This is a genomic window from Citrobacter sp. MGH103, assembly GCF_001034475.2.
Lineage (GTDB): Bacteria > Pseudomonadota > Gammaproteobacteria > Enterobacterales > Enterobacteriaceae > Citrobacter > Citrobacter freundii.
Genome location: NZ_CP073043.1, coordinates 2,085,980 through 2,105,862, shown reverse-complemented (window position 1 = coordinate 2,105,862; position 19,883 = coordinate 2,085,980). Strand labels below are relative to the sequence as shown.

At 49.9% G+C, this 19,883-nt stretch carries 32 protein-coding genes and 1 pseudogene; 22 read left to right on the top strand and 11 right to left on the bottom strand.

What is annotated here, in order from left to right; all coding sequences use genetic code 11:
* Positions 1 to 40 precede the first annotated feature (40 nt).
* From SK33_RS10130 to SK33_RS10095, 8 genes are all read right to left on the bottom strand, one after another.
* Positions 41 to 643 (bottom strand): hypothetical protein, encoded by a 603-nt coding sequence (locus SK33_RS10130; RefSeq protein WP_048217958.1) that lies wholly within the window; start codon positions 641 to 643, stop codon positions 41 to 43.
* Positions 644 to 932: 289 nt separating this feature from the next.
* Positions 933 to 1,748, bottom strand: a complete 816-nt coding sequence (locus tag SK33_RS10125) for an antitermination protein Q (protein ID WP_048217959.1) — start codon at positions 1,746 to 1,748, stop codon at positions 933 to 935.
* Positions 1,745 to 2,056 carry a hypothetical protein gene (locus SK33_RS10120; RefSeq protein ID WP_048217961.1) on the bottom strand — a complete coding sequence of 104 codons (312 nt, stop codon included), beginning with the start codon at positions 2,054 to 2,056 and terminating at the stop codon, positions 1,745 to 1,747. The genes SK33_RS10125 and SK33_RS10120 overlap by 4 nt, the downstream gene beginning before the upstream one ends.
* A gap of 10 nt (positions 2,057 to 2,066) precedes the next feature.
* Positions 2,067 to 3,425 (bottom strand): replicative DNA helicase, encoded by a 1,359-nt coding sequence (locus SK33_RS10115; RefSeq protein ID WP_048217962.1) that lies wholly within the window; start codon positions 3,423 to 3,425, stop codon positions 2,067 to 2,069.
* Positions 3,422 to 4,303: an ATP-binding protein gene (locus tag SK33_RS10110; protein WP_048217963.1), complete on the bottom strand. Its 882-nt coding sequence runs from the start codon at positions 4,301 to 4,303 to the stop codon at positions 3,422 to 3,424. Before SK33_RS10110 ends, SK33_RS10115 begins: the two co-directional genes overlap by 4 nt.
* A 14-nt stretch (positions 4,304 to 4,317) precedes the next feature.
* Complete coding sequence (locus tag SK33_RS10105) at positions 4,318 to 5,319, bottom strand: hypothetical protein (RefSeq protein ID WP_048217965.1); 1,002 nt, start codon at positions 5,317 to 5,319, stop codon at positions 4,318 to 4,320.
* Positions 5,316 to 5,624, bottom strand: coding sequence for a hypothetical protein (locus SK33_RS10100; protein WP_048217966.1), 309 nt, complete (start codon positions 5,622 to 5,624; stop codon positions 5,316 to 5,318). Before SK33_RS10100 ends, SK33_RS10105 begins: the two co-directional genes overlap by 4 nt.
* Complete coding sequence (locus tag SK33_RS10095; protein WP_247751701.1) at positions 5,621 to 5,905, bottom strand: Lar family restriction alleviation protein; 285 nt, start codon at positions 5,903 to 5,905, stop codon at positions 5,621 to 5,623. The genes SK33_RS10100 and SK33_RS10095 overlap by 4 nt, the downstream gene beginning before the upstream one ends.
* Before the next feature lie 385 nt (positions 5,906 to 6,290).
* On the opposite strand from SK33_RS10095, the gene SK33_RS10090 reads away from it, so the two are divergent.
* Positions 6,291 to 6,539 carry a bssS family protein gene (locus tag SK33_RS10090; RefSeq protein WP_048217968.1) on the top strand — a complete coding sequence of 83 codons (249 nt, stop codon included), beginning with the start codon at positions 6,291 to 6,293 and terminating at the stop codon, positions 6,537 to 6,539.
* A 107-nt stretch (positions 6,540 to 6,646) separates the two neighbouring features.
* Here the strand turns inward: SK33_RS10090 and SK33_RS10085 are convergent, their stop codons facing one another.
* Entirely contained in the window at positions 6,647 to 6,862 is a 216-nt protein-coding gene (locus SK33_RS10085) for a Cro/CI family transcriptional regulator (RefSeq protein WP_048217969.1), read from the bottom strand.
* Positions 6,863 to 6,940: 78 nt separating this feature from the next.
* Here SK33_RS10085 and SK33_RS10080 point away from each other — a divergent pair, with 78 nt between their 5' ends.
* From SK33_RS10080 to cmoB, 21 genes and pseudogenes are all read left to right on the top strand, one after another.
* Complete coding sequence (locus SK33_RS10080; protein ID WP_053065179.1) at positions 6,941 to 7,354, top strand: helix-turn-helix domain-containing protein; 414 nt, start codon at positions 6,941 to 6,943, stop codon at positions 7,352 to 7,354.
* Positions 7,355 to 7,442: 88 nt separating this feature from the next.
* Complete coding sequence (locus tag SK33_RS10075; RefSeq protein ID WP_053065180.1) at positions 7,443 to 7,964, top strand: helix-turn-helix domain-containing protein; 522 nt, start codon at positions 7,443 to 7,445, stop codon at positions 7,962 to 7,964.
* Positions 7,965 to 8,092: 128 nt separating this feature from the next.
* Positions 8,093 to 8,458 (top strand): hypothetical protein, encoded by a 366-nt coding sequence (locus SK33_RS26410; protein ID WP_233609292.1) that lies wholly within the window; start codon positions 8,093 to 8,095, stop codon positions 8,456 to 8,458.
* Positions 8,455 to 8,880, top strand: a complete 426-nt coding sequence (locus SK33_RS10065) for a hypothetical protein (RefSeq protein WP_048217970.1) — start codon at positions 8,455 to 8,457, stop codon at positions 8,878 to 8,880. Before SK33_RS26410 ends, SK33_RS10065 begins: the two co-directional genes overlap by 4 nt.
* 61 nt (positions 8,881 to 8,941) lie before the next feature.
* Positions 8,942 to 9,217: a hypothetical protein gene (locus SK33_RS10060; protein WP_048217971.1), complete on the top strand. Its 276-nt coding sequence runs from the start codon at positions 8,942 to 8,944 to the stop codon at positions 9,215 to 9,217.
* Between the two features lie 118 nt (positions 9,218 to 9,335).
* On the top strand, positions 9,336 to 9,692 hold the full coding sequence (locus SK33_RS10055; RefSeq protein WP_048218897.1) for a hypothetical protein: 357 nt from the start codon (positions 9,336 to 9,338) through the stop codon (positions 9,690 to 9,692).
* On the top strand, positions 9,692 to 9,922 hold the full coding sequence (locus SK33_RS10050) for a hypothetical protein (protein WP_048217972.1): 231 nt from the start codon (positions 9,692 to 9,694) through the stop codon (positions 9,920 to 9,922). The genes SK33_RS10055 and SK33_RS10050 overlap by 1 nt, the downstream gene beginning before the upstream one ends.
* Positions 9,915 to 10,337: a hypothetical protein gene (locus tag SK33_RS10045; protein ID WP_048217973.1), complete on the top strand. Its 423-nt coding sequence runs from the start codon at positions 9,915 to 9,917 to the stop codon at positions 10,335 to 10,337. The genes SK33_RS10050 and SK33_RS10045 overlap by 8 nt, the downstream gene beginning before the upstream one ends.
* The gene (locus SK33_RS10040) at positions 10,334 to 10,912 is read left to right on the top strand and encodes a hypothetical protein (RefSeq protein WP_048217974.1); all 579 of its coding nucleotides are present in this window, start codon (positions 10,334 to 10,336) and stop codon (positions 10,910 to 10,912) included. The genes SK33_RS10045 and SK33_RS10040 overlap by 4 nt, the downstream gene beginning before the upstream one ends.
* A gap of 11 nt (positions 10,913 to 10,923) precedes the next feature.
* Positions 10,924 to 11,760 (top strand): BRO-N domain-containing protein, encoded by an 837-nt coding sequence (locus tag SK33_RS10035; RefSeq protein ID WP_048217975.1) that lies wholly within the window; start codon positions 10,924 to 10,926, stop codon positions 11,758 to 11,760.
* Positions 11,753 to 12,175 carry a hypothetical protein gene (locus tag SK33_RS10030; protein ID WP_048217976.1) on the top strand — a complete coding sequence of 141 codons (423 nt, stop codon included), beginning with the start codon at positions 11,753 to 11,755 and terminating at the stop codon, positions 12,173 to 12,175. Before SK33_RS10035 ends, SK33_RS10030 begins: the two co-directional genes overlap by 8 nt.
* On the top strand, positions 12,172 to 12,396 hold the full coding sequence (locus SK33_RS10025; protein WP_048217977.1) for a hypothetical protein: 225 nt from the start codon (positions 12,172 to 12,174) through the stop codon (positions 12,394 to 12,396). The genes SK33_RS10030 and SK33_RS10025 overlap by 4 nt, the downstream gene beginning before the upstream one ends.
* Positions 12,393 to 12,605: a hypothetical protein gene (locus tag SK33_RS10020; protein ID WP_048217979.1), complete on the top strand. Its 213-nt coding sequence runs from the start codon at positions 12,393 to 12,395 to the stop codon at positions 12,603 to 12,605. The genes SK33_RS10025 and SK33_RS10020 overlap by 4 nt, the downstream gene beginning before the upstream one ends.
* 287 nt (positions 12,606 to 12,892) lie before the next feature.
* Positions 12,893 to 13,063 (top strand): annotated as a pseudogene (locus tag SK33_RS26405) (ATPase); the annotation flags it as partial.
* Positions 13,063 to 13,425 (top strand): hypothetical protein, encoded by a 363-nt coding sequence (locus SK33_RS10010; protein WP_023063003.1) that lies wholly within the window; start codon positions 13,063 to 13,065, stop codon positions 13,423 to 13,425. The pseudogene SK33_RS26405 and the gene SK33_RS10010, both read left to right, overlap by 1 nt.
* Before the next feature lie 148 nt (positions 13,426 to 13,573).
* Positions 13,574 to 13,810, top strand: a complete 237-nt coding sequence (locus tag SK33_RS10005) for an excisionase family protein (RefSeq protein WP_019077032.1) — start codon at positions 13,574 to 13,576, stop codon at positions 13,808 to 13,810.
* A gap of 58 nt (positions 13,811 to 13,868) precedes the next feature.
* A complete protein-coding gene (locus tag SK33_RS10000; RefSeq protein ID WP_048217981.1) occupies positions 13,869 to 15,182 on the top strand; it encodes a tyrosine-type recombinase/integrase in 1,314 nt (437 codons plus the stop codon).
* A complete protein-coding gene (locus SK33_RS09995; protein WP_044701478.1) occupies positions 15,161 to 15,934 on the top strand; it encodes a DUF72 domain-containing protein in 774 nt (257 codons plus the stop codon). The genes SK33_RS10000 and SK33_RS09995 overlap by 22 nt, the downstream gene beginning before the upstream one ends.
* Positions 15,935 to 15,986: 52 nt before the next feature.
* A complete protein-coding gene (locus SK33_RS09990; RefSeq protein ID WP_003034689.1) occupies positions 15,987 to 16,382 on the top strand; it encodes an MAPEG family protein in 396 nt (131 codons plus the stop codon).
* Between the two features lie 40 nt (positions 16,383 to 16,422).
* Entirely contained in the window at positions 16,423 to 17,166 is a 744-nt protein-coding gene (gene cmoA / locus SK33_RS09985; protein WP_048217982.1) for a carboxy-S-adenosyl-L-methionine synthase CmoA, read from the top strand.
* Positions 17,163 to 18,131: a tRNA 5-methoxyuridine(34)/uridine 5-oxyacetic acid(34) synthase CmoB gene (gene cmoB, locus SK33_RS09980; protein ID WP_048217983.1), complete on the top strand. Its 969-nt coding sequence runs from the start codon at positions 17,163 to 17,165 to the stop codon at positions 18,129 to 18,131. Before cmoA ends, cmoB begins: the two co-directional genes overlap by 4 nt.
* Before the next feature lie 243 nt (positions 18,132 to 18,374).
* Here cmoB and cutC read toward each other — a convergent pair whose 3' ends face one another.
* Positions 18,375 to 19,121 (bottom strand): copper homeostasis protein CutC, encoded by a 747-nt coding sequence (cutC, locus tag SK33_RS09975; protein ID WP_048217985.1) that lies wholly within the window; start codon positions 19,119 to 19,121, stop codon positions 18,375 to 18,377.
* A 2-nt stretch (positions 19,122 to 19,123) separates the two neighbouring features.
* The gene (locus tag SK33_RS09970) at positions 19,124 to 19,690 is read right to left on the bottom strand and encodes a VOC family protein (RefSeq protein WP_048217986.1); all 567 of its coding nucleotides are present in this window, start codon (positions 19,688 to 19,690) and stop codon (positions 19,124 to 19,126) included.
* Between the last annotated feature and the right edge of the window lie 193 nt (positions 19,691 to 19,883).

The following is a 19,883-nucleotide window of genomic DNA, read 5'->3' as shown; positions in this document are numbered from 1 at the left end:
CCGTCAAGCCTGATTAATTGTGGTATGGGGCAGATAATTTCTATTGAGGGATTAACTTTAAGCTTTTTATTTTTATAATTAGGCCGTTATACAATTTAGGGTGAAGCGAATCACATATGGATTTATACCCATATGCAATATCCATTTTTGCCTTATACCATGCTAAGTGCGCATCATAAGGGTCTGAAAACAAGCCAAGATGCCTGTTTTCACCATTAAACTTAATCGCGGCTTGGTATTTTTTACTTTTGCTGGCAGTCGTAACCCCAATAGGATAAGGGCTTGCCTTATCCGTTCTTATGGTAATAAAGGTATTAAGCCACTGAGGAATAAATACACATTTTTCTTTTGAATAAACCTTATTACCTAGGCTAAGCAAATCCTTATCAAGTTCAGCGCCTTCAAAGTAAAATTTATCGTAAAAATCTTTAAAGTTACTAAATTTGTGCCAATGCGGATCTACGGAACACCCTTCATAATCACGTCTGTATGACGAACCTTTCCCATAGCATCTTTTAAGCATACTGAACCAGACTCTATATGCTCTCGTCCTTACCCCGTTAATAATCACAGGATGAACATCAAGCTTTCCGACTCCAAAAACAAGCCGCTCTTTACTGCCTGTCGGATCAGTTTTACTCATGGCGTTTACCTTACTTTGAGATGAACCTTTGCCGCACAGGAAATCAGCCCGTCGAGGCTCGCCAGCGCTAACCGACTTCCTCAAAGGCTCATTTCAAATGGATTGGTTCGACGTGATGGATGCGCGGGCGGTGCGCAGGAAATGCGGATACAAAAAAACCCGCGCCGTGGCGGGCTTTTCGAGGTTAATTATCTACAGGCGTTATACTCCATAATCAGAAGCATACAGGACAATTTTATGCAAAGTCAACACTAACGTGCAAAAAGTGTCGCCATTTGCTCCGATCGCATCAATAAGTTGTTGCTTTCTCAAATTCTGATGATGCCTGACGCTCTCCCTTGTGCAGTGCATCAACCAACATTTCATAGAATGGCTTCCAGTTACGAGACCATGAGGACTGATGGAGATCCGGCAGACGTTTAAGGATAGCTCGGTGAACGGTCGCAGATGACACTCTGGAATACCCCTCGCCGCTGCAACGCTCACACGTTTTGAAAACCGGTGCGCCGCGGTCTTTTGTCGCGATGCGGTCCAGTACCTCGCCCTTTCCACTACAACGGCAGCGGGCGCTGATTGTTCCCTTGCCTCCGCAACTATCACAGACGGCCGGTACAACCTCTGTTACCTCAGTCCAGTGCTCCCAGTCAGACGGACGAACAGCACGAGAGCGGTTAGCCCAATATGGTGCTTTACCCCATGGGTACGAAACTTTACGGGTGACCTGCTCGCGTGTGGTTCGTCCGGTACCGCTGCAACTGTGACATGTCACGCTAGTTGCCGCAGAACGGGAGTATTCAGCAAAGGCAAATTGCGACAGCATCAGCATGCACCATCCGAACTCACCACCGGCAACTTTGCGCACGTTCTTTGGTGCTGTCTCCATCGCATGTCGCGCCAGCGCCTGAACTGCGAGCTGTTCATCAGTTTTGCTGATACCAGCCTTGCCGAAGAAAGCAGCCAGACCAAAACGCGCACGGCTGCTGGTGGTACCAATAGCAGCCATTACATCTGTACCGGTGATACGATCCGGAGAGGTGCCTTTCACGTCGTCGCTGATGTGCATCCCTTGAGGGCTGAAATGTTTAAGCGCTGATTCCAGTTTCATTGAATGGTATCTCCTTTCTCAGCGGTGCCAAACCAGCCAGGGTGTGCCCACAGGATATCGGTAACTTTACCGCCGTTTCCCCATAGCGATAACGCACGCATTGCAACGTAGTGCATAAATATTTTTTCACGCTCACGCCATTCATCCTCAGGCGTAGCTTCAAGGAACTCATCAATTGCATCAGCAATAAGACCAAAGCATTCGGGATAGTCGCTATGACTGATAGCTATGTCTCGTGCGGACTCCTGTAGCTCAATGAAGCGCTTTTTGGTGAACAAATAGGACATTTCATGAATTAGACGATCCATTGTTGGCTCCTTAAGCTTTTGCATACCGACGCGGTTGTAATTTTTGCTGCGATGCTGATTTTGATTTCGCTTCTTCCTGGTCAATCGGCAGAAAATGCCCGTTATAGAAACGGCGATATACGGTCCCAAGAACGCCGTTACGCTGCTTGGTGATGTTAATTTCCGCGATCCCTTTTGCCGGTGATTCGGGGTTATAAACTTCATCGCGATAGAGCATCATGATGATGTCAGCATCTGCCTCAATTTCACCTGAGTTCTTCAGATCTGAGTTCATAGGGCGTTTGTTAGGTCTGGATTCCACGCCTCTCGAAAGCTGACTCAGCGCCAGAACGGGAGTGCGGTTTGTTTTAGCGAGGCGCTTTAACCCCTTCGACAATTCACCCACTGCGAGGTCATAGCGTGCCGTGCTCTGGATCTTAATGAGTAACAGATAATCGATAACCACCAGCGCGGTTTCTGGATGAGCAATCTGATGACTGGTTGCCGTTTGCTGGATCTGCTCAAGCGTCAGATCTGTGGCATCGACCAACCAGATATTGCGCCCGGTAAGATGCCCGATACCTGTAGATAACCGTGCCCAGTCTTCATCTTCAAATTTCGCGGCCGCTTTGAGTCTGGACACTGACATACCACCAGCAGCAGATACCATTCGCTCGCCAATCTGGATGTTGGCCATCTCCATGCTGAAAAACAGTACGCCACGCCCCTGCTCTGATACCTTATCGATAATGTCCAGGGCCAGCTCCGTTTTCCCCATCGACGGACGAGCCGCAATGAAGACCAGATCTGTCGGTTCAATGCCGCCGGTTTTAGCGTCCAGTTCTTCAATGCCGGTCATCAGCGGTTTGGCCTCTTCCAGCCCCTGATTTCTTGCATCTACCCGGTCAATTACTGCAGGTAAGATTTCATCAATATGCACAGGTTGAACGGTATCAGGAGTGAGTGAAATTGAAGCCATGGCCTCCTGCGCGGCTTTCAACGCTTCGACTGCGTTTTCACCATTGGCGGCATTGCGAATGCCAGCCAACGCTGTCTCGATTACAGCCTCGGCGTCACGAACGGCAGCATTACGTTCCAGTGTGGAAACGTAATACGTCAGAGCTGATTTAGCCCATGCGATACGGCTTGACTCGAGTATCGTTGCGCTGTGTTCTGGCATGATCTCACACAGTAACAGCGGATCTATCACTCCGGTCCCCCGAGCCTGACGACAAATGCCGGAATAAATTTCACGGTACTGACGGACGGAAAATACACTCGCCGGCATACGGGAAAGAATGCCCAGAACCTCAGGGTCGGTATTGCGCAGAAAAATCGCGCCAATTACCGCACCTTCCAGATCATTATTTTTCCATACCGGAGTCATCATGCGGTTACCCCTGTAGCAATTGCGCGATAGCTTTCCCAGCCAAACGCCAGGCGGTTTCGTCCACCATCGGTAACCCTGTCCACGATGCGCTCACCAATGGACTCTTTCAGTTGCTCAAAGGTCAGGTTGCTGATCAGGATGGTCGGGAGCACGCTCTCGTAACGGGCATTGATAACCTCCTGCAGGATGGTCATTTCCGTCGGACTACCGAATTGCACGCCCACCTCATCGATAATCAGCAGATCCAGTGATGCGAAACGCTCGATAACGTCTTCTTCGGTACTGTCAGCACCGTGGCGCCACGTGTTTTTCACAGCCCGGGTAAGGCGCATAACATCGGTGATTTCCACGCTGGCCAGATACTCACGAACAATGCTCTTTGCCATCGATACCGCCAGATGGTTCTTTCCTGTCCCGCAGTTCCCGGTCATCACCAGCCCCGTTCCTGCGTTAATACGCTCCGACCAGCTGTTGACATAGCGCTGGCATGCTGCAAGGTTTTTTGCAGCACCCTGATTAACCGCTTGATAATTACTAAACTCACAGCCCTCAAATCGGCGGGCGATCCCGACGTTGTCCAGCAGGTCAGATACCTGCAACGCATGCAGCCCGGTATCGACTGCCGCCAACTCATCGCGCACGCACCCCGGGCACAGGGAATGTTTAACATTTTCGGTACCACGAAACGCTTTACCAATGAGCGACATGCGCTCATAGTCGCCATGTTTTTCGCACACTACGGTGTGGACTTCGCCTGACTCCCAACTTCCCCACTGCCACGGTTTTTTATGTTCTACAGCGAACGCCAGTTCCTCGCGAAGTCCTTCGCGTTTCGCCAGTAGTGAATCCCTTTCTTCGCGTTGTTTGATGTTCAGCATTGTGTTTCCCCTTGTCACCAGTTGCAGTCTGTTTGTCCGTAATCCTGTTCACTGAAGCCAGATACCGGAAGCACATTGCGACGCCCACCTCCGGGAGCTGATGGAGTTTGCCAGGCTTCTTCGAAATGGCGATCGGGTCCAAAGAACGTTGTCGCCTGCTTGACGAACTGTGTGCCAGCTTTCCCAGTCACTTTGACGTAGGCCGCATAGCGCTTGACGCCTGCCAGCATATCCTCAGGCTTAACGCCGTCTTTCAGGCGGGCTTTCCAGGCTTTGTAGGCTGCCGCTTTGGAATTGCCACCAGCACGTTTTGGATATGCCTGCCAGGCTGTTTCAAATTCAGGTGAATAATCCTGCTTTGCAGGGCGAGCCGGTGCAGGAGCGTCAGCGGATGCGCCATTAGTGTTTTTAATCTCTGTAGTAATCTCTGTAGTAATCTCTGTATTTGTATCGACATTGGGCGTACCCCCTGTTCCGTTTTGGCGTTGGGGGGTGTTCCGTTTTGGCGTAACAGGGGTGGCGTTTTTGAAAGAGCTATTACGTTCCGACGTAACTGGGGTTACAGCGTCAACGTTATCGGTCGAAACAGGATTTGTAATGGCGGCGATAGCGCAGGGAATCACGCCAACAAATAAAACGTTGGCGCATTTCAGGCCATCAAGCGCCTCTATCGTGCGCAATTCCAGCGTGATCAGCCCGGCATCGCGCAGTCGCTTGAGCGCATCCGCCGTTTCGCGCTTACCAAACCCAAACTGATCAGCGAATGATTGATAGCTACGCTGCAATTTGTCACCCCGAAAACGCTTTCTGTAGCCCTGTAGTGCGCCCGTCGCTTCATTCCTCACCTCTGAAGGGCGATACCAATAAATAATCTCGGAGAGCAACGTTATCGCGGTCTGATCCGGGCGCCCACTTGGCAGCGTGATATATCGCCACCAACTTGCAGGCGTCACATTCCCGGTAAAATTTATCTGACCAATAGCCATGACGGTATCGGTCGGTGTGGTGGTAGTCATTGCGCGTCCCCCTCAAGCAAAGCGTCCAGATTACGCAGATCGACATATAGCGCAGGCTCATCAAAAGCCATGCCGTCACGAATAACGCCAAGATCACGCAAGATGATGCGGGCGGCGCGCTGCTCTTCGGGAGTAAGCCCGGTAATGTTCTGGATTAGGTCAATATTCAGCATCATCCAGCCATCATTAACACTCCAGTCCCGGTAGTGATAAAGGAGGGTTGAAAGATAGATAGCGCAATTAATGCCACCAAGCGGCACCAGATCTCGGTTGTACATCACCGTATTCAGAAGAAGTTTGCTCATGCTGCACCCGCCTGTTCTGTATCGTGTTTCTCGCGCTGATTCCAGTCGTGAATAGCGCGTGCTTTGCTGTCGGGAAACTGGTTAGCGTTGCAGTGGGTACAGGCAACGTAGTAACCGTCATCACCATCTAAAAAATATTTAACTTCAACGAGGCGAACCTCAGACGTTGCGCAGAATGGACATGGTTTTAGTGTGATATCGCTGCTAGCAATCGAAATTCTGGAATGTGTTTCAGCATCAACACTTGAAACGTTCTGGTGTTTATTGATATTGTTTTTCACGGATTTACCTCGCTAGGTAGATTTATGCAGGTATGAACAGTAGTTAAGTTAATAAAGGCTGGGCGAGTTGATCCCTCTCTTCGGCCTTTTCTTTGCCTTGCGTTCTGCTGTTGTCGTCTGCCCAATAGCCCACTGACGAGCACGGAAAAGACAATTGTCAAAAGCTCCCCCCTTGCGACTTGCCTGCGACATCCGGCGATAGTGGTCAACGCCGACCAGCCCCCCCCCTGACACACCTGCTCTGGAAATCCCTCTGACGCCAGCCGCGCGGTGATGTGTTTTGCTATGAAATCTGTCGGGTCCATCTTGATTTCCTCATTGGTGCCGAACCATCCTCCGGTGATACTCTTGGTTTTCCACAACCAAGAACCGATGGAGGTTCGATATGTCACAAAAAGACGATATTCCCGTTTTCCCGGTTACTGGGTGGCAAGCAGGAGTATTGCCGTGGTATGGCACGCTTGCTCTAAAGCTCCAGTATCTGCCCTCCCCAATACAGGCAATGGAGATGGGGTCAAAGCAGGAGCAGGAAACGCACTTTTTCGCCCTTACCCCAGAAATGGCTGAAAGCCTGATTTCCGATCTACAAAGACACATTCAAAATTTACGAAACTCCGCCGGGCCCAGACCTTAAGAAGGCAAGAGCTAATCACGCAGGCTTTTGTTATCTGCATCACCGGAAAGCGTCGCTTAATCCTGGCGCTTTTCGGTTTTCCGTAACTTGTTAATTTCTGTGACATGTCACGCCTCCGCCGATCTGCGCTTGCCGCGGCGCGAGCCCTCTGAATACAACCCCAGATCGCACTTGAGAGCTCCATTGGTGATCTTCTCCAGCTCGAGAGCTGCACCTTTGGGGATTAGCTCTGGCCACTGGGAGACCGCCTGATCACTCACGCCAAGCGCTATGGATGCATTCCTTTGCGAACCAAAAAAATCAACTACACTTGATTTGTACATAAAGGTATAATCCACTCGAATAAATCAATTAAATTCAAGTTTAATCAAGTTAACCCCTAATGCCAAGAGGAATGTAGAATGGGAGAGAGAATTTTAGAGACAATGGGGGAGCGAATCCGCCGGAGAAGGAAGGAACAAGGCAAGACACTGAAGGAGTTGGCAAACGATGTAGGGGTTTCTATGGCGGCTGTCTCGCTATGGGAGAGAGGAGATACCTCGCCCACTGGTGATAAAATCAACCGATTATGTAAAGCCTTGGACTGTACGCCTATATGGCTCCTTGAGGGGCTTGAGCACTTAACAGCTAGCTCCGGGAGTGTTGCAAACAAATATACTAAGTATGATCTAGATAAGCTAAGTACCATATTTGATATATTGCCCCGCGAGTACCGTTTGAAGGTAGTTGAGTACGCTGAGACTCTTCTTGAAGATTATCACTCTGAAGTTGTGGCGAAAATTAAAGATATAAAATCCATGAAATTCAAAGAGTAAAAGAACCCCACACATCAATTCAAGTTTTTTGCTTGATTTTCAAGATATCTTGATTAAGACTATCCCTACACCCTAAGGAGATAGTCTTATGAAGCCTGAAATAGATGATTGCTTAATGGAGTCGCTTTCTATCGGCGTACAGCAATTGCAGTTTTTGCAGAAATTATCCGTGCAGCAGGATGTTGATAGTCGACATATTGCAGACACCCTAATTTTAGATGTTATCCACAAACTAGAACTGCTTCTCCCGGCTAAAACTCAATCCACGCCGCTATTCGCCCCCTACACCGCCGGTTTGAGCATTGGTGATCACATCCAGCTCGCCCGCGAAAACCTCGGACTCGGTGAAGCAGAACTTGCTCGTTTGCTGGGTACCTACAGCGATAACATTTCCGACTGGGAGTGTGGGATCACCGAGCCACCAGCAGGCATGGTCATTCCGCTGGCTAATGCGCTGAAGTGCGATCCAATTTGGTTATTGGGTGCTGAGGTTAATCGTCAGCCTCCTGCCACTCCAGCCCATCAATCACAGTGCCAGCATTCCGCGCAGCAACGATCTGGCGCCTCAGATCATGCATCTCATCACGAGAGGAGCCCATCGCAAGCGTGACGTAATCACCGCTCTTACCATTGAGGTACATACGAAGATTTTTTCGGATCATTGCAGAGGTGGTCTCAATATGAAAACACTTTTGAGACTCGCTATATAGCAGAACGTACAGATCAGCCGAGGATGCCATGAATAAGCTTGAAGACATAACCGTACTCCATATTGAAAGTTCAGATTACATCGGTGAGGCACTCAACCCCGCCGTTGAGAGAGAAATTGATGCGGCAGATATCGTAATTGCTGGTGGTAAGATTATCAAAAACCGTGTGAATCACAAGGTTGCAGAACCGACAAAGCAGGCGATGAAAACTTTTAAAGGCCTCACCCTCGAACCGGAAACCGCTTTTCATCAGATAGCGGTGATGATTGAAGCGGGATTAATTATTTCGGTTACCGATGGAGAAGACCATTCAGATCTTGGTGATTGCATTTTTATTCTGGCCAAGCAATACGCAGAAGCAGCCCATGCTAACGAGATGGAGAATAGAAAATGAAAACTCCAGTTGAAATTCTCGAAAGTATCGCAGCTGATATTGTGGAGAATACCTCACTACTTGAGGTTATTTACCGTATCAATGAATTGCCACCAGAAGCCGATAATGCAATTGCTTGCCTTATTCGCTCAATGCAGAAAACACTGGATGGTGTTAATGAATACGTCACTATGCTACACCAGACGCGCATTACCCAGCACGCCATCGTCGATAATTCATCCACAGGGGCAAGCAAGAGGTTAACATCTGGCGTGCTTAACAACTGGGCTACAGAAGCCGGAAACTGCAAAATGGCGGTTTGTAATGCGATGGACTGCATTCCGCAGGAATTATCTGCAATAGGAACTCTGACTATCGTTTTTGAAAAGCTCGACGAGCTACAAGAAGTAATCAGCAAGAAAGCTGAAAAAATAAACTCGTAATTAACAAATAAATAATTAACGCCTTAACTGGTGTGGCATCACTCACCCTGAGGAAATGCAAATGAATATTATCGTCAGAAGTGAAGTCATGAATAACAAGGTCCATCCAGCTAATCAGGATGACGAGATTCTTTACATAAACAAAGCTCACAAAACAGCAGAGTGTGCCAATAAATATGCGCATGAGCTGCGTGCTGAATTTACCCAGTTACTTATGCCCGCAATCACACGCACTGATGTGAAGGTAGCAGGAAGATTCACCTCGTTACTTAATGAGCTTTGCTTCATGACCCAAATGACCATGGAGAACACCTCAAAAAAGGGGGGGGGGCAATAATGACGTTTCTGAAAGATAAAGCAGCACACAACACAGCAAAACTTTTTGCCTCTTATGGAAATAGTTATCTGCATATTGCAAACCTTTTTCTGCGCAAGGCTTACGGGCGGTAATGACAATGAAAAACAACACCATTGAAATTTATCGCCGCTGCATTGCTATTGCGACATTAAATCGAATGAAGCGTAAGACAGGAGGTTATTGCCTATCCGTAAATATGCCCGATAACAATATTCAGGTTATCGAGATTAACGAAGAATCAATGATGAAACTTTTGCTGCGCTTCGAAAAACAGGCTCGGACTGAATTCAACACAGAAGCGGAAACATTTCTTCGCCAGACGTATATGAAAAGCGTCGATATCAATGGACACACCGAATATCTGACCGAAACAGGAAAGATGATTGTTGACGAGATTTTTGCGGAATTAATTAAACACGCGAAAGAGAAATACGTATGTGGAGGAATTAACTGATGACCTCACAACAAATAATTATGCCCGGGATTCAGATCCCCCCCCCAGTCCTCAACGTGGATCTGCATGTGCTTCCGGATTTCACCGGACGCGTGGTTCTTTACATCGAAAAAGGGCGTGTGACATGCGACCGCCGGCTGCTCGACGACGAACATATTTGCGCACTGGACACTTTTATCAAAATGGCTCGCGAAATGGAGCTACGTCTTGAGGAAATATCGAATGACTGACAACCGTACCGTAAGCGCGATAGACCTCGCGTTACAGAAACATGATACGCCAGTTGGCCCTTTGTTCGTGGCAGTACGACACGGGCGCACTAAAAAATGCTTCACACGGGATACGGCGATCCGCTATCTGGCGTTCTTCATGACCACCGAAGCTTTCAGTCGTTCCGGCTTCGAGCAGCGCTACCCGGATGTGCAGGCCGTCCACCATCTCAATCCAGAACTGAATTGTTGGCAGCGAGGAGGTGTAACAGTTGAGTACATCGGAGCCCACCAGCGCTGTGTTCGACGTCTTCGTCGCATTCTGGCCATTAAGCGTGACATGACGAAATGGTGTGAGAAGTGGGACGCCATGCACGACCGCTTCGTTAAAGAGGTTGACGAACTACAGGCCAGTAAACCGGAGGGTGTTCGATGAGCAGCAATTACGACGCGCCAGAAACTTCACCAAACGGCATCAAGATCGGAAGTCGCGTAATTGGCTGGTCTGGCGCGGTTAAACAATTCGATGGTTCACGCTTTGACTCCCGCAACTCAGAGGGTCTGCGTTGGTTGGCCTGCATTATGGATGCAGTAGCAGCTGGTTGGATTTCTTTAGGCACAGAGAAAGAACTCATTCTGTGGCGCTGGCTGGTAGCAACGGTATTCATCAATGAAGAGAAGGATAAGAACGGCACTATCGAAATCCCGAACGAAGACGGCGGCGTTGATATCGCGGTCATTTACTCGGGTAAGAAAGGCGACCTGAGCATCTACCCCGGCCCGCTGCGCTTTTCTCTCGCTAACCATGTTGAAGATATCGCGATCGAGAAATACGGCGCTGAGGAAGGTCCAGCGCTGGCGCTGCGCATGTACAAGGACATGGTGATTGCAGATCCCGGCGACGGATTCAGGATGTCACCCTTTGGGCGAAAAGGACTTGAGATGCTTCACGATGACTACATCGGAGAGATTAACGCCAACGGCATGCCAGAAATGCCAGTTATGCACTGAGGGAAATAACGATGAATAACCAACTTATGACCTTTAGCTCAGAAGAACTCAATTTTTCTATGAGCGGAATTCTTTATGAGGGAAAGCCAGCGTTTGACGCTGTAGAACTGGCTAAATCCCTCGGTTATACGAACCCAGCAAAAGCGCTGAAAGACCACTGCAAGGCATTGATTAAACTTGATTATAACGAATCGTTAGAATTGGGGTTTGGTGAAAAACCGCGCGGTACTCAGCTTGCTGGTCAGGCCGACTTGTTCCGCCTTATCCTGCGAAGCCAGCTTCCATCGGCTGAACGCGTACAGGACTGGGTTTGTGAAGATGTACTCCCTGCCATCATGACCACAGGCACATACAGCAAAGAAGTGCCAGTAGCTAAATCACACCAGCAGGAAATCAGCATGAACCATGACATTCTTTCGCTGGCCCGTGTTGTGGCCGAAGCAACCGCATCAGCGACGATGAAAGCAGTAATGGAAGTGAGTGGCACCAACCTGGTTGCTGCTTCGCCAGTATCTTCCTCTGTATCACAGCAACGTATTAGTTCGACTGAATTCGTGAATACCGATGCTGAGTTCGTTCCGGTGCATAAAATCTCGTGGGAAACAGGGCTTTCCGATCCTTCCTGTCGTCGGCTTGTTCGGTTCGCAAACCTGCCATCAAGGCAATTACCTGGCGTTCGCGGTCTGTGCGTGCATCGTGAATCGTTCCTGCACGCATTTCAGGTGCTGCTGGAAGAATCCGTTCGCCCAAGCGGTAAACGCAAGCGCTGGCAGCACCCTGAGTTTGGCGGCTTCATTCTGCGTAAAGATCCGAAAGAGATCTTCGGGGAGGGTCATCACGGTGAATAACGATATCTGGCTGCCCGCAGGTTCGATCGAGGAGGCCCACCAGCAGGCCTTAACATGGGTGTGCGATGCGTATCTGTTCTATCTGATCAGCCTGCACCGTCGCCCGGTGTACCGCCACCAGTACGGCGATATCTCGCTTAACCAGTCTGCGCTACAGGGTTTTATTGACTCCTACCTCAAAGATAAAGGATGGAGCCTGGAACATCGCCGTGCGCATTACATCAACATTCTTGACCTCATTAAATATCTGCATCGCAGCAATTCGGGATTTATCGACTGGGGGACAATACCGTCACTTACTCCGCGAGGTACACGCTGGATGAACGCCTGTTTCTCCCGGCTTGGCGAAATGGTTAACAGCTATGGTGGATGGGAAAACTACGTAAAAGAAACTGCTGGAGACTCAATTTCATGAAAATCGAATATCAGGACTACGGCGCCGTAGCTAACATTGTGATCACCAGCACTGCGTTTGAATTCCGTAAACATAACCGGGTGGTTGACGCCACCCTGCTCTGCACGCCAGGCATCATTGCAACCCGCAGCGGCATGTTCTTCATGAAGTCGGTTTTGTCCGGCAAATCCCGCGACATACTGCGGGCTTATAAAACCGTACAGCGTGAGGTGAAACGATGAGCAAGGGCCAACAACCAGCATATCCATGCCCGCGCATCGATACCCCCCGTGGCATGACTTACCGCCAGCACCTCGTTGCGCAGATAGCGCCGGTAATGCTCACGAATTTTTTTAGCAATGATGCCTGGCAGGATTACGACGACCTAGCCAGAACTCTGGTGATGGCTGTAGATGCCATCATCGAAGCTGAGCGGGAGACGGCGAAATGAGCAAAATCACTAACCCTGTCGTGCTTATCTATAAGCGCGAAAACAGTGATACCTACGCTGTCGCGATCACCAATGGCAGCCAGGACTATCACGACGCCGTTCTGATGGCGACGATGGAACCGGATATGGCCGGTGATGATGTAGATACCTGGAGCAAAACCGGTTACTACATGGCGGCGGAGATTCAGCGCTTACGCCAGCAGTTGATCGCCCCTTTAAGTATTGGGGGGTTAATTCAGCGTCTTGAATCGCAGACTGGCGACCACTGGGAGAGAGTGGTTAGCGATGTCACTTCTGGTAAACCGTTGACCATCACCCTGCCAGATATCACGTCAAAGGCGTTCTGGAGCGGTACCGGGAAAAGCGAGGTATTCCATCCGGAAAGCTATAAGCGCTGGGTAAAAGAAGCTATAGAACGAGCCTGTGTTATCGCAGGGATCGGTGTGGAGGTGAAGTGATGCAAAAATCATTTATCAATACAGACAATCTGAACTCTGTAAATGACTGCCTCCAGCAACTGGTAATCGCTGAAGAAACACAACTGAGCATTGAAGACCAGTTGTCCAACTCAAACAGTAGTAGTGAATGGAGTGCGTGGCGCAAAAAGGCAGAGAATGCCTTACGGGTTGTAAAAGCGAAGCGTCGCATCATCACAGCCCGTCTTGCTGTTCTCCGCCAGATCGAAAAAGAAAACAACATGCAACTCCACCAGCGACACAACGATTACCTGGTTGCTGAGTTGAAAAAGATTGTTACGCCGTCGTCGTTTGAGCGTTGCGTTCGTCGGGTTGATGAAAAATTGGAGGGATCAATTGAATAAGGCATTTGAAATCTGGGTGCGTCAGCGGTACGGAAACCGCTACGACCTTACGCGAGATTGCGACGGTTTTTACTGTAGGGAAGTGGTAAAGCGGATGTTTGATGTGTGGCGCCACTGCCGTGGCCTTGACTTGGTGTGAGGCGGGTATATGAGCAATGTTATTCAGTTAGCTCCTAACGATTGGGTTTGTGAAAGTGTTCTGATCGCGGTGACCGGGCTCAAGCCCGGTACCATCCTCCGGGCCAGAAAAGAATGCTGGATGGTTGGGAGGGAGTATATCCACGTATCGCCTGACGGAAATCCCAAACCTTCCAGTGAGTGCATGTATAACAGAAAGGCTGTAGATGCCTGGGTCGCTTCAATGAAAAGCAAGCAGCCAGGGTGATTTGATGCCATGAAAAAGGTAAGCTCGTATCGCTCTTGGGCGTCTGGAGGTAACACCAATGGATAAAGTCACATATCCAACAGGCGTCGAAAACCACGGTGGCACATTACGCATCTGGTTTAATTTTAAAGGTAAGCGTGTCAGGGAAAGTCTCGGTGTCCCTGACATCGCTAAGAACAGAAAGATAGCCGGGGAACTGCGGACATCAGTATGTTTTGCCATCCGCACAGGAACCTTTGATTATGCAACCCAGTTTCCTGACTCCCCTAACCTCAAGGCTTTTGGTGTAAGTAAAAAAGACATTACAGTGAAAGAACTTGAAGAAAAATGGCTGGATCTGAAACGGATGGAAATCTGCGCGAACGCATTCAATCGCTATGAATCTGTCGCAAGGAATATGGTGCCGAGGATCGGAGGTAATCGCCTGGTGTCAGCAGTAACCAAAGAGGAATTGCTGTATCTTAGGAAAGATTTGCTAACTGGTTATCAGAGTCCGACGAAAAATAAAGCCCCGGCAAAAGGGCGAAGCGTTGTTACTGTGAACTATTACATGACGACAATGGCCGGAATGTTTCAGTTTGCTGCGGATCACGGTTACTTAGAGGTGAACCCATTCGAGGGAATTAAACCTCTGAAAAAAGCCAGGGCAGAACCAGATCCTCTGTCTCGTGATGAATTTATTCGCCTGATAGATGCATGCCGGCATCAGCAGACGAAAAACCTGTGGTCATTAGCAGTGTACACAGGAATGCGTCACGGGGAACTGGTCTCCCTGGCCTGGGAAGATATCGACCTGAAGGCAGGAACAATTACCGTCAGGCGTAATTATACGAAACTTGGTGAGTTCACTCTACCGAAAACCGAGGCAAGCACAGATCGAGTGGTGCATCTTATCCAGCCCGCAATCAGTATCCTGAAAAATCAGGCTGAAATGACAAGGCTGGGCAGGCAACATCACATTGAAGTTCAGTTACGTGAGTATGGCCGTTCGGTGAACCATGAGTGTACATTCGTCTTTAACCCGCATGTGGTCAGACGCAGTAAGCAGGTCGGATTTATCTACCGGGTCGATTCAGTAGGCGACTCCTGGGAAGCGGCACTAAAGCGCGCGGGGATCAGACACAGAAAGGCGTACCAGTCACGACATACCTATGCGTGCTGGTCATTATCTGCTGGTGCAAACCCGAGTTTTATTGCCAGTCAGATGGGGCATGCGAGCGCGCAGATGGTGTTCAATGTTTACGGTGCATGGATGGCTGACAGCAGCGCAGAGCAGATCGCAATGCTGAATCAGAAGCTGGCAGATTTTGCCCCATTGATGCCCCATAGCCACGAGAACAGTACGGGAGGATTATTAAAATCAGTAAGTTAACCCCTAACGCCCGTCATGTTAACTGCGTGGAGGGCAATACCACGCTGTATGCGCTGCCTAAAGCCGATATTGTTGCCCGCTGGCAGGCACAGACCACCGATACGTTTCGATTTTGTTTTAAGTTTCCGGCGACCATTTCGCATAAGGCCGCGCTGCGTAATTGTGATGACCTGGTACAGGAATTTTTTATGCGCATGTCGCCGCTGGAATCGCGCATTGGACAATACTGGCTGCAATTACCCGCGACTTTTAGCCCACGCGACCTGCCTGCCCTGTGGCAGTTTCTCGATGCGCTCCCCAAATGCTTTACCTACGGTGTGGAAGTTCGCCATCCAGACTTCTTTGCCAAAGGCGAAGCCGAACAGCTATTTAATCGCGGGTTACACGAGCGTGGAGTAAACCGGGTGATTCTGGACAGCCGCCCGGTACATGCCGCAATCCCACATACCGAAGCGATACGTGACGCCCAGCGCAAGAAACCGAAGGTTCCGGTGCATGCGGTGGTGACGGCAAACCATCCGATGGTACGCTTTATCGGTAGCGATGATATGGCACAAAACAGCGCGCTTTTTGCCGTCTGGCTGACCAAGCTGTCGCTATGGCATCACACCACGACGCCGTATCTGTTTTTGCATACGCCGGACATCGCGCAGGCCCCGGAGCTTGTCGATACGCTATGGGCAGATTTACGCAATGCTCTGCCAGAGATCGGATCAGCACCGTCTATTCCACAGCAATCTTCTCTTTTCTGAAAATGCCACCTATCATAGTCAATGCCAGCAGCCATTTTAAAAGGGAGTTTGTATGGTAAGCGCGCTTTATGCCGTATTGGGTGCGTTATTGTTAATAAAGTTCTCCTTTGACGTTGTTCGCCTGCGCATGCAATATCGCGTTGCCTATGGCGATGGAGGTTTTAGCGAACTGCAAAGCGCTATCCGCATTCACGGTAACGCGGTGGAATATATTCCCGTCGCGTTAGTGCTGCTGTTATTTATGGAAATGAACGGCGCAGAGACGTGGATGGTGCATCTTTGCGGGCTGATGTTGATTGCCGGACGACTGATGCATTATTACGGATTCCACCACCGGCTTTTCCGCTGGCGCCGTTCAGGCATGAGCGCAACCTGGTGTTCGCTGTTGCTAATGGTGCTGGCGAATCTTTGGTATATGCCCTGGGAGTTGGTTTTCTCCCTGCATTAGCGCACAATACGCCACTTTATTTTTCCCGGATTTTTACGTTATGTCTCACCGCGACACGCTTTTTTCTGCGCCTATCGCCAGTCTGGGTGACTGGACCTTTGATGAACGGGTAGCTGAAGTCTTCCCGGATATGATCCAGCGTTCCGTTCCTGGCTATTCCAATATTATTTCTATGATTGGCATGTTGGCCGAACGTTTCGTACAACCCAACACGCAGGTCTACGATCTGGGCTGTTCTCTGGGCGCGGCGACGCTCTCGGTGCGTCGCAATATTCATCACGAGAATTGCAAAATTATTGCTGTCGACAACTCTCCGGCGATGGTTGAGCGCTGCCGTCGTCATATTGACGCCTATAAGGCACCGACCCCGGTTGAGGTTGTCGAAGGCGATATTCGCAACATTACTATCGAAAATGCCTCGATGGTGGTGCTGAATTTTACCCTGCAATTCCTTGAGCCACCCGAGCGCCAGGCGTTGTTGGATAAGATTTATCAGGGGCTGAATCCCGGTTGCGCGTTGGTGCTATCTGAAAAATTCAGCTTCGAAGACGCGAACGTAGGCGAATTGCTGTTCAACATGCACCACGACTTCAAACGAGCCAATGGCTATAGTGAACTGGAAATCAGCCAGAAACGCAGCATGTTGGAGAACGTGATGCTCACCGACTCGGTCGAAACGCACAAAGCGCGACTGCATCAGGCCGGCTTTGAGCACAGTGAGTTGTGGTTCCAGTGCTTCAACTTTGGCTCTCTGGTGGCGTTGAAAGCTGAGGTTAGCGCATGATCGATTTTGGTAACTTTTATCAGTTGATTGCCAAAAATCATCTGTCCCATTGGCTGGAAACACTTCCGGCGCAAATCGCTGCCTGGCAGCGCGATCAGCACGGTCTTTTTAAACAATGGTCAAACGCCGTCGAGTTTCTGCCCGAGCTAACGCCGCATCGTCTGGACTTACTGCGCAGCGTTACCGCAGAAAGCAAAGAGCCGCTAAGCGAAGGTCAGCTTAAACGTATCGACACCCTGATGCGTAACCTGATGCCATGGCGTAAAGGACCGTACTCGCTGTACGGCGTCAACATCGATACCGAATGGCGTTCCGACTGGAAGTGGGATCGCGTCCTGCCGCACTTGTCTGATCTCACCGGACGTACCATTCTTGATGTCGGCTGCGGCAGTGGCTATCACATGTGGCGCATGATTGGCGCGGGCGCACATCTGGCGGTCGGTATCGACCCGACCCAACTGTTCCTGTGCCAGTTTGAGGCGGTGCGTAAACTGCTGGGCAATGACCAGCGTGCTCACCTGTTGCCGCTAGGCATTGAGCAACTTCCGGCGCTCAACGCCTTTGATACCGTATTCTCCATGGGCGTGCTTTATCACCGCCGCTCGCCGCTGGAACACCTGTGGCAGTTAAAGGATCAGTTGGTTAAAGATGGCGAACTGGTACTGGAAACGCTGGTCGTCGAAGGCGATGAAAATACCGTGCTGGTGCCGGGCGATCGCTACGCCCAGATGCGTAACGTTTACTTTATCCCGTCTGCACTGGCGCTAAAAAACTGGCTGGAAAAATGCGGGTTTGTTGATGTGCGCATTGCCGACGTATGTGTGACCACTACCGAAGAACAGCGCCGCACCGAATGGATGATTACCGAATCGCTGGCCGACTTCCTTGACCCGAACGACCACAGTAAGACGGTGGAAGGCTACCCCGCCCCACTGCGTGCGGTATTGATTGCGCGTAAACCGTAGTCATTTTTGTCAAATGACTATTACGTATAGCACCATTTCTCCAAAATAGTTCGGTTTGCAACAAGGCGGCGACGCAGCAAATCCCTGGGAGCGTAGATAACTACGTGACCGGGGTGAGCGAGGAAAGCCAACACAGTTGCAGACCGAAATATGCAGGAGAAGGAGAAAAAAAGGCCCCTGTTGAAATTGCAGGGGCCTGGTACGAGCAAGCATCATATTGGGCGACATGATGCAACGGTAAAATCAGCTGGCCTGATGGTGTGCAATGATTGCTTTCATTTCAGCAACCGCCGCCCCGTCTACCGCATAGCGAGAATACTCATCCGCCTGCGCATCCGAAGACATCGACAACCCCGAATTGCGATAACGCATTGGTGAAGCCAGCCATACTCCGGCAGAACTGTGGACTTCCTGCACCCCAGCATCAAGGAACAGGGACAAATTCGAGGCGCGAACCCCCGCTCCGGCCATAATGATTGGAGCACCAGGCTGCGCAATAAGTTCCATTATTTTTGTTAAACCTTGCGCCGCATCTGATTTTTGCCCGGAGGTGAGTACTCTGGCGATGCCCAAATCAGCTAATTTTTTAAGCGTATTGAGTGGGTTAGCACACATATCAAAGGCACGATGAAAAGTGACTTGCAGTGAACCGGCGGCGATCATTATTTTCTCCATGCGCGGCATATCGACATCGCCATTCGCATCTAAAATGCCGGTCACCAGCCCTGAGAACCCTAGTTCTCTGACCATCGCTATATCATCCAGCATTGCAGCGAATTCACCTTCGGTGTAACAAAAGTCGCCTCCACGTGGACGAATAATGGGATTGACGGGAATCGAAATGTGCTGGCGAACAGAACGCAAGACGCCCAGTGAAGGCGTTAAGCCCCCTTCTTTGGGTGCCGAGCAAAGCTCAATACGATCCGCGCCGTTTTGCTGCGCCGTGCGCGCGCACTCCATGCTGTAACAGCAGATTTCCAGTATAGCCATGCTCACTCCTGACGCTCGCTTGCCACAATGGTTTCAATCGACCACGGGTGGAATTTAATCGTCACGCTACCATCGCTAACCGCCAGCGTCGGATTCGGTAAACGTTCACGTACTCCTTTTGGCGAGCTGGTTTTCACAAATATACCAGGTTGACTCAGACCGTGATCGGAAAGCAGCGCCAGCGCTCGCGCATTCAGCGTTTGTGCCTCACCCGGCAGAACAATTTCAATATGTTCCCAGCCTTCATGTGGGTAACGTTTTTCGCCCGGCCACGGCAGTTCGACGATGGAAAATTGCCAATGTTGCACACAAACCGGCTCATGCAGTTTAAAAAGACAAATAGGTCTGCCGTTAATGATGTTTTCTGACAACAATTCACCGCACTGTTCAAACCCACGACGCCAGCGTTCTGCAGTGGTATTTTGATGGCAACGCAAGGAAATGTGATCGGCTTCCAGGCCTGTGATATCCAGCCCAAGACGGGTAGAAAGTTCCGTTAATGCCTGCGTGAAATGCGGTAAATCTGCAGAAATATCCTGTAGTTCTGCAACGGTTTGCCAGTTCGCCATATTAAAAGCTCATATCCATGTTCAAAGTCGCTAATTTACTCTGTTGCGCTGCGCCATCCAACCGCTGTTTTCTCCGAACACATCATGGATAAATTTACGCCATTGCATGGTTTATATTTCAGGCTACTGGCGGTACACACAATGCTGACGGCAACGGGCATTTGCAGTATACTCCCGCCCTTAATTCTTAAAC

What these genes read in the sequence shown, in the direction of transcription:
- SK33_RS10090 (WP_048217968.1), top strand. Translation starts at nt 6,291, where the DNA reads ATGTCACAAAAAGACGATATTCCCGTTTTCCCGGTTACTGGGTGGCAA.
- SK33_RS26410 (WP_233609292.1), top strand. Translation starts at nt 8,093, where the DNA reads ATGAATAAGCTTGAAGACATAACCGTACTCCATATTGAAAGTTCAGAT.
- cmoA (WP_048217982.1), top strand. Translation starts at nt 16,423, where the DNA reads ATGTCTCACCGCGACACGCTTTTTTCTGCGCCTATCGCCAGTCTGGGT.
- SK33_RS10050 (WP_048217972.1), top strand. Translation starts at nt 9,692, where the DNA reads ATGACCTCACAACAAATAATTATGCCCGGGATTCAGATCCCCCCCCCA.
- SK33_RS10105 (WP_048217965.1), bottom strand. Translation starts at nt 5,319, where the DNA reads ATGACTACCACCACACCGACCGATACCGTCATGGCTATTGGTCAGATA.
- SK33_RS10055 (WP_048218897.1), top strand. Translation starts at nt 9,336, where the DNA reads ATGAAAAACAACACCATTGAAATTTATCGCCGCTGCATTGCTATTGCG.
- SK33_RS10020 (WP_048217979.1), top strand. Translation starts at nt 12,393, where the DNA reads ATGAGCAAGGGCCAACAACCAGCATATCCATGCCCGCGCATCGATACC.
- SK33_RS10130 (WP_048217958.1), bottom strand. Translation starts at nt 643, where the DNA reads ATGAGTAAAACTGATCCGACAGGCAGTAAAGAGCGGCTTGTTTTTGGA.
- SK33_RS09970 (WP_048217986.1), bottom strand. Translation starts at nt 19,690, where the DNA reads ATGGCGAACTGGCAAACCGTTGCAGAACTACAGGATATTTCTGCAGAT.
- SK33_RS10120 (WP_048217961.1), bottom strand. Translation starts at nt 2,056, where the DNA reads ATGGATCGTCTAATTCATGAAATGTCCTATTTGTTCACCAAAAAGCGC.
- SK33_RS10080 (WP_053065179.1), top strand. Translation starts at nt 6,941, where the DNA reads ATGGGAGAGAGAATTTTAGAGACAATGGGGGAGCGAATCCGCCGGAGA.
- SK33_RS10085 (WP_048217969.1), bottom strand. Translation starts at nt 6,862, where the DNA reads ATGTACAAATCAAGTGTAGTTGATTTTTTTGGTTCGCAAAGGAATGCA.
- SK33_RS10115 (WP_048217962.1), bottom strand. Translation starts at nt 3,425, where the DNA reads ATGATGACTCCGGTATGGAAAAATAATGATCTGGAAGGTGCGGTAATT.
- SK33_RS10125 (WP_048217959.1), bottom strand. Translation starts at nt 1,748, where the DNA reads ATGAAACTGGAATCAGCGCTTAAACATTTCAGCCCTCAAGGGATGCAC.
- SK33_RS10035 (WP_048217975.1), top strand. Translation starts at nt 10,924, where the DNA reads ATGAATAACCAACTTATGACCTTTAGCTCAGAAGAACTCAATTTTTCT.
- cutC (WP_048217985.1), bottom strand. Translation starts at nt 19,121, where the DNA reads ATGGCTATACTGGAAATCTGCTGTTACAGCATGGAGTGCGCGCGCACG.
- SK33_RS10110 (WP_048217963.1), bottom strand. Translation starts at nt 4,303, where the DNA reads ATGCTGAACATCAAACAACGCGAAGAAAGGGATTCACTACTGGCGAAA.
- SK33_RS10075 (WP_053065180.1), top strand. Translation starts at nt 7,443, where the DNA reads ATGAAGCCTGAAATAGATGATTGCTTAATGGAGTCGCTTTCTATCGGC.
- cmoB (WP_048217983.1), top strand. Translation starts at nt 17,163, where the DNA reads ATGATCGATTTTGGTAACTTTTATCAGTTGATTGCCAAAAATCATCTG.
- SK33_RS09990 (WP_003034689.1), top strand. Translation starts at nt 15,987, where the DNA reads ATGGTAAGCGCGCTTTATGCCGTATTGGGTGCGTTATTGTTAATAAAG.
- SK33_RS10060 (WP_048217971.1), top strand. Translation starts at nt 8,942, where the DNA reads ATGAATATTATCGTCAGAAGTGAAGTCATGAATAACAAGGTCCATCCA.
- SK33_RS10025 (WP_048217977.1), top strand. Translation starts at nt 12,172, where the DNA reads ATGAAAATCGAATATCAGGACTACGGCGCCGTAGCTAACATTGTGATC.
- SK33_RS10100 (WP_048217966.1), bottom strand. Translation starts at nt 5,624, where the DNA reads ATGAGCAAACTTCTTCTGAATACGGTGATGTACAACCGAGATCTGGTG.
- SK33_RS10065 (WP_048217970.1), top strand. Translation starts at nt 8,455, where the DNA reads ATGAAAACTCCAGTTGAAATTCTCGAAAGTATCGCAGCTGATATTGTG.
- SK33_RS10045 (WP_048217973.1), top strand. Translation starts at nt 9,915, where the DNA reads ATGACTGACAACCGTACCGTAAGCGCGATAGACCTCGCGTTACAGAAA.
- SK33_RS10040 (WP_048217974.1), top strand. Translation starts at nt 10,334, where the DNA reads ATGAGCAGCAATTACGACGCGCCAGAAACTTCACCAAACGGCATCAAG.
- SK33_RS10010 (WP_023063003.1), top strand. Translation starts at nt 13,063, where the DNA reads ATGCAAAAATCATTTATCAATACAGACAATCTGAACTCTGTAAATGAC.
- SK33_RS10000 (WP_048217981.1), top strand. Translation starts at nt 13,869, where the DNA reads ATGGATAAAGTCACATATCCAACAGGCGTCGAAAACCACGGTGGCACA.
- SK33_RS10005 (WP_019077032.1), top strand. Translation starts at nt 13,574, where the DNA reads ATGAGCAATGTTATTCAGTTAGCTCCTAACGATTGGGTTTGTGAAAGT.